Source organism: Phormidium sp. CCY1219, assembly GCF_055795085.1.
Window position 1 is genome coordinate 1 of sequence record NZ_JAYFEQ010000935.1, and the last position, 6,380, is coordinate 6,380.

5 protein-coding genes are annotated in these 6,380 nt (G+C 48.1%); 4 read left to right on the forward strand and 1 reads right to left on the reverse strand.

Annotation, left to right across the window (positions count from 1 at the left end):
- Both AC0QH1_RS30640 and AC0QH1_RS30645 read left to right on the forward strand, forming a co-directional pair.
- Positions 1-189 (forward strand): hypothetical protein (locus tag AC0QH1_RS30640; protein ID WP_324635235.1); only part of this gene is annotated, 189 nt, incomplete at its 5' end.
- 293 nt (positions 190-482) lie between these two features.
- Positions 483-1,040: a hypothetical protein gene (locus AC0QH1_RS30645; RefSeq protein WP_324635236.1), complete on the forward strand. Its 558-nt coding sequence runs from the start codon at positions 483-485 to the stop codon at positions 1,038-1,040.
- Between the two features lie 806 nt (positions 1,041-1,846).
- Here AC0QH1_RS30645 and gyrB read toward each other — a convergent pair.
- Entirely contained in the window at positions 1,847-3,787 is a 1,941-nt protein-coding gene (gene gyrB, locus AC0QH1_RS30650) for a DNA topoisomerase (ATP-hydrolyzing) subunit B (RefSeq protein ID WP_324635237.1), read from the reverse strand.
- Positions 3,788-4,006: 219 nt separating this feature from the next.
- Here gyrB and miaA point away from each other — a divergent pair, with 219 nt between their 5' ends.
- Both miaA and AC0QH1_RS30660 read left to right on the forward strand, forming a co-directional pair.
- Entirely contained in the window at positions 4,007-4,948 is a 942-nt protein-coding gene (gene miaA, locus AC0QH1_RS30655; protein ID WP_324635238.1) for a tRNA (adenosine(37)-N6)-dimethylallyltransferase MiaA, read from the forward strand.
- A 47-nt stretch (positions 4,949-4,995) separates the two neighbouring features.
- Entirely contained in the window at positions 4,996-5,739 is a 744-nt protein-coding gene (locus AC0QH1_RS30660) for a GDSL-type esterase/lipase family protein (protein WP_324635239.1), read from the forward strand.
- The last annotated feature ends 641 nt before the right edge of the window (positions 5,740-6,380 follow it).

Consider the following 6,380-nt stretch of genomic DNA (forward strand, 5'->3'; position numbering starts at 1 on the left):
GATGCAATGCATAACTTGCTTAAACGCCCTGCCTCCCCCCACGGCTTATCTCCATTCTATCACAACTTGCTGCCAAACATGGCAATTTTTTCCAGCGATCGCCTCTTTTCTCATATTGGTGAGGTAGAGGAATTTTTCACCTCGGAGGTACCGACAGGGTTGAGACAGAAACGGCTGCGGATCGCATAAAGAAAGAGACCTGCTACATTTCACCACCAACCCCCAGGGATGAAAAAACTGTACCGACAGGCGGAATAGTTGCGGAATAAACCATTAATCTTTAAAATAAGTGTTACCATTGACAGTTCTCTGGTTCCCGTCGGTGCGATCGCCCCAGGGGAAGCACTGTTTCCAGGGAGTACCCTGGAATCCTTCTCAATGTCGTTAACACTAAGACTCTCCGGAGTATTGATTTAAAAATCTTAACACTACAATATTAGACAGAGCCAATCTAAAAAATCACTTTTAGGAGCGCAACTATAATGACTCAACCGCAACCTTCTAATTCCAACTTAAACAGCACTAATTCAACCCCTACGAATGTTTTTTCCAATCCCCCAACAGGTTTAGACCCTCAAACTCGATACAAACTTGCAACAATTAGTGGAAACTTAAGCGATGAAGAACAGAGTTTGCTCGTTGCTTTAGAAGCAGAAGTCAAGGATAAACTATCTTTACTGTCGTATTTAACTGAACAAGTCCATCGAGAGCAAGAAATATACTGGAACCGCTTTCAAGGATTTGCTGCAATTCATGCTGGAGCATTTGTTATCGTAACATCCAATGTAATTAGAGAGAAGTTAATAGCAACTGTTATTGGCTTTACTTTAGCCCTAATATGGATTTATGTCCAATGGATCGGCCTTAAATATGTCGATCGCCCCAAACGTCTGTATCACTGGTATCGACGTTCGCTTGGAATGTTGTGGTTTTCTGAGCATAGCTTGCTTCAAAACTCTCAAATTTCAACAGGAATTTCTCAGACTTCGTGGCTGCAAAAATTGATTGACGGTATTCAGCGAGAATCGAAGTTTTCTTAAACAGATATGGGTGATATAGTGCCTTGGGGTATAGCCATATTATGGTTATCGGCATTGATTCAAACCTGCTTAGATTTAGTTATTTGATGAAACAAATTAACTAGAAATAGTTGAATTTGCGGACCAGTTGAATTTATTAGTAATCGTACTGCGATCGGTTGGATTCTGGAAGGACTATTAAGCTTAACACCTCACCAGTTCTCTAATTCCCCAGTTGCGATCGCCGATGCGGATGCGGGGAAATAACCCAGCGGGCGATCGCATCAAATTCCTTCCCAACCTGTCGGAACTGACAGTTATCCGATAAGCTGTTAAGCATTTACATTGGGTATATAGCAGTGTTCATATGGGTGAGGTGGAGGTTTTCACCGATGAGGTGCTTGGGGTAGAATGACAGAAACGGCATAATGCGACCCCGACAGCCAACCCGACTATTTTTAGGGTAGATTGGTTTATCATAACCGACCTCGCAATTGTCCAATTGTTTGTAGTTTTAATGAGAGGATAGCCGTTGGTTTTAGTGCGGAATTTTTCCGCCCTCTGTCGCTTGCGATTCTCGCCCAGCCAAAAGCGCAATTTCTCTGTATTGAGCCAATTCTAAATGCACTTGACCTTAATAATTTATATTCCACCTTCCGCCTTCAACCCCTGGGATATTTTTTTGCATTTTTTAACAATTGCGATAAATCTTTGAAGAAATTGGTCATTGGACAAATGACCAAGGACAAATGACCAATGACCAAGGACAAATGACCAAGGATAAAGGACCAATGACCAAGGACAAATGACCAACAACCAATAACCAATTAAATATCCAACTCGGTGATATTCAATTGCGGACCGTAGGTTTCGATGAATTCGCGGCGAGGGGCGACCCGATCGCCCATCAATACGGTAAAGATGCGATCGGCTTCTGCAGCATCTTCGATTTCCACTCGTTTGAGGGTGCGGCTTTCGGGATTCATGGTGGTTTCCCATAACTGAGTGGGCATCATTTCGCCCAAACCTTTAAACCGCTGGATGCTGTAATTAGCGTTAGCGGGGAATTCATTTCGCAGTAGGTTGTGGAGTTCGCGATCGCTGTAGCAGTAGTAATGATTGCGGCCCCGTTCCACCTTATAAAGCGGAGGACAAGCGATGTACACGAAACCGCGATCGACCAAAGCCCGTTGATAGCGGTAGAAAAAGGTCAACAGCAACGTCCGAATGTGCGCGCCATCCACATCCGCATCAGTCATCAAAATAATCCGGTGATAGCGCAGTTGCGACTCGTCGAATTCTTCTCCTTTCACCCCCAACCCAAGGGCTGCAATCAGGGCTTGGATTTCGTTGTTCTTATATATCTTGGTGTCGTCGGTTTTTTCGATATTGAGGATTTTCCCGCGCAAGGGCAAAATCGCTTGGAAGCGGCGATCGCGACCTTGTTTGGCACTTCCGCCTGCGGAATCCCCCTCAACGATATATATTTCGCTTTCGCTGGGGTCTTTCGTACTGCAATCCGCCAGTTTTCCGGGTAAGGGGGAAGACTCCAGAACCGACTTGCGGCGAACCAGTTCCCGCGCCCGTCGCGCCGCCTCGGCTGCATTATAAGCCTGCAATGCGCGTTCGATAATCGCATCGGCGATGCTGGGACGAAATTCCAGATATTCGGTGAGCACTTCGCCCACCAAAGAATCCACAATCCCGCGCACTTCGGTATTGCCTAACTTAGTTTTAGTTTGCCCTTCAAATTCGGGGTCGGGCACTTTCACGGAAATCACCGCCGTCAAGCCTTCGCGAACGTGTTCGCCTCCGAGGTTGGAGTCGTTCTCTTTCAGCTTGTTGCGCTTGCGGGCAATATTATTCATCGTCCGCGTCAAGACAGCTTTTAGTCCTTCTAAGTGGGTTCCGCCATCGATGGTGCGGATGTTGTTGGCAAACCCGAGGACGTTATCGGTGTAAGCGTCGGTACACCACTGTAAGGCGACTTCTACCTGTACGTCGCTGCGATCGCCGAACACGTAGATAATTTCTTCATGTAGCCCTTGCTTATCCCGGTTCATGTACTCCACATATTCGCGGATGCCACCTTCGTAGCAATAGCTTTCGACGCGCGGTTCGTCACCTTTGAGCAATTCCAGACGGTGGTCGGTAAAGGTAATTTTTACCCCGCCGTTCAAATAGGCCAGTTCTCGCAACCGCCCCGCGATGGTATTGTAATCAAACTCGGTGCCGGTGGTAAAAATCTCCGGATCTGGCTTGAAGCATACTGCTGTGCCGCTGCGGTTTTCTTTGATAGACTTGACCTGGAGTTCCCCTTTGGCAATCCCGCGTTCGTAGCGCTGGAAATGGACTTTCTTATCTCGCCAAACGGTCACTTCTACCCATTCGGATAAAGCGTTGACCACGGAAACGCCGACCCCGTGAAGGCCCCCGGACACTTTATAGCCGCCGCCGCCAAATTTTCCCCCGGCGTGCAATACCGTCATCACGGTTTCTAAGGCGGATTTACCGGTTTTGGAATGGGTGTCGGTGGGAATCCCTCGTCCGTCGTCTTGGACCTGACAAGTCCCATCTGGATTTAACTCGATCTCGATGTGGGTACAGTAGCCAGCCAGGGCCTCATCGATGGAGTTGTCCACCACTTCATACACGAGATGGTGGAGTCCTCGCGGGCCAGTGGACCCAATGTACATCCCCGGTCTTTTGCGAACCGCCTCGAGACCTTCAAGAACTTGTATCTGGTCGGCACTGTAATTGGTGGTCATACGAAAATAGCTCCATTAATCGGGCTTGTGCCCCTTGAAACGGTTAAAATACTAAAAACTGCAAAAATTATAACACAAAACGGTTATCAGCGATGATAGGGCAAAATGATGAGAAATTTTTTGGGGGGATGGAGGGGGCGAGGTGGTCGGGGGGAATCGGCAAGGGGCCGGGGAGGGTTTTGCGATCGTCAACTGAGGAATTATTAACCATTGCGCGCTATGTCTGCTTTAATTGTCATCTGTGGGGCGACGGCTACGGGAAAGTCGAGCCTGGGTATGGCGTTGGCTCAACGCCTCGGTTCGCCGCTCCTCAGTGCGGACTCCCGTCAGGTTTATCGCGAGTTCGATATCGGTACGGCTAAACCTACTGTGGCCGATCGCCAATTGGTGCCCCACTATCTGCTCGATTTGTGCGACCCCCGGGATTCCTTGACGGTTGCCGATTACCAACAACAAGCTAACGAATTGATTGCCAAATCTCAGGCGGCGGGTGAAGTGCCGTTGTTAGTCGGTGGAACGGGGCTTTATCTGAAAGCAGTGGTGAAGGGGTTAAAGATTCCCCGGGTGCCACCTAACCCGCAACTGCGATCGCAACTCGCCGCTTTGGGTCAACCCCACTGTTACGCCCTGTTGCAACAAGTGGATCCAGAATCCACCCAAAAAGTTCATCCCAATGACTCGGTGCGAACGTTACGGGCGCTAGAAGTATTTTACGTCACCGGATGCCCGATTTCCCACCAACAGGGGGAAAATCCGCCCAATTATCCGATTTTACACCTCGGGTTAGACTGCCCGCAGGTGGAAGCCTGCGATCGCCGCATCGCCCAGCGCACGAACCTCATGTTTGCTGCCGGTTTCGTCTCCGAAGTACAATATCTGTGTCAAAAATACGGTTCCGACTTGCCATTGCTCGACACCCTCGGTTATGCCGAAGTCAAGCAATATCTCGCGGGAAAAATCTCTCTGGAAGAGGCTAAAAACCTCACGGTTTTGCACACCCGCCAATTTGCCAAACGCCAGCGAACTTGGTTTCGCCGCTACCGGGAAATCGAATGGTTCGACCCCGACAGCCCGGATTTGCTAGAACGAGTTTGGCAGCGAGTTGGCGAGTTTCTCCACCGCACGGATGCCCTGCCAAAATCGGTAAAAAATGACCTTTGAGTTATCTTTTCATTCTCGCATAAACCCCAGCTATTTTCCTGTTTAAGATGAGGATTTTCAAGCATTCAAACGGCAAGTATTTCGCCTCCCTAACTCTCAATGTTTTATTCGCGATCGCCGGCATCATCTTCATCGCCCACAAAGGCGGAATTCCCTACCTCATGCAAAAACTGAATCTCGCCAGTGACCCCAATAGCGCCGCGAATTCCCGGGAAAACTACTATCGACATCGAACCAGCTTATTTAAACTTCTACCCAACTCCCCCAACCAGATTGTTTTCTTAGGAGATAGTCTCACCGATTCCGCAGAATGGCGAGAACTTTTGGGCAACCCGCACATCATCAACCGGGGAATTTATGGCGATACCACAACTAGCCTTCTCAACCGCATAGAAGTAGTAGTAGAAGGAAAACCAAGACAGATTTTTTTACTCATTGGCATTAACGATATCCACCGAGAAATTCCCTTAAAATTTATTGTAGAAAACTATCAACAAATTCTCGCTACCATTCGCGAGAAAAGTCCCGAGACTGACGTGGTGGTGCAAAGCGTATTGCCGATTAACAATCAAGAATTCACCCGCACCATGAGCAACGAAACGGTGAGGGAATTAAACGGGCAAATCAAAGCCCTAGCGGAACAATTCTCATATCGCTATATCGATTTATTTTCCAAATTTGCTGACCATCGGCAACAATTGAACCCGAAGTACACGGAAGACGGGGTTCACCTAAATGGGGAAGGATATTTAAACTGGAAAGAACAGATTGTCCCTTACCTACAGGAGTAGTAGGAAGAGGAGAGGGCGGGAGTTGGGCGATCGCCCAAGGTGCAACTGGTCGCCACAACAGCAGTTAAACCGGGAAAGGCTAACTTTTTTATAGCGTTTATCGGATTTATACGATCCGCAGTCGTTTCTGTCCCAACCTTGAGGTACACCTCCTCGGTGAAACTTTCCGTATCTTACCCAGAGGCTATCAGAACGCTATAACTATTCTGCTTATCGGTATAGTTTTTTTCCACTGATAGCATGGATGGTTGCGGAGGTGGAGAAATCACTGTGGCGCTGTCAGTACAGTTTTTTCCAGCCTTGGAGTGGTGGTGGGCAAAAAACTATTCTGCTTATCGGTACAGTTTTTTTCCACTGATGGCGTGGTGGTGGAGAAAGAACTATTCCGCTTATTCCAGCCTTGGAGTGGTGGCGGGAAAAACTATTCCGCTTATCGGTACAGTTTCTTTCCAGCCTTGGAGTGGTGGCGGAGAAAGAACTATTCCGCTTATTCCAGAGTTGGAGTGGTGGCGGCGAAAAAACTATTCCGCTTATCGGTATAGCTTCTTTCCACCGATAGGGTGATGGCGGCGAAAAAACTATTCCGCTTATCGGTACAGTTTCTTTCCAGTCTTGGAGTAGTGGTGGAGAAAGAACTATTC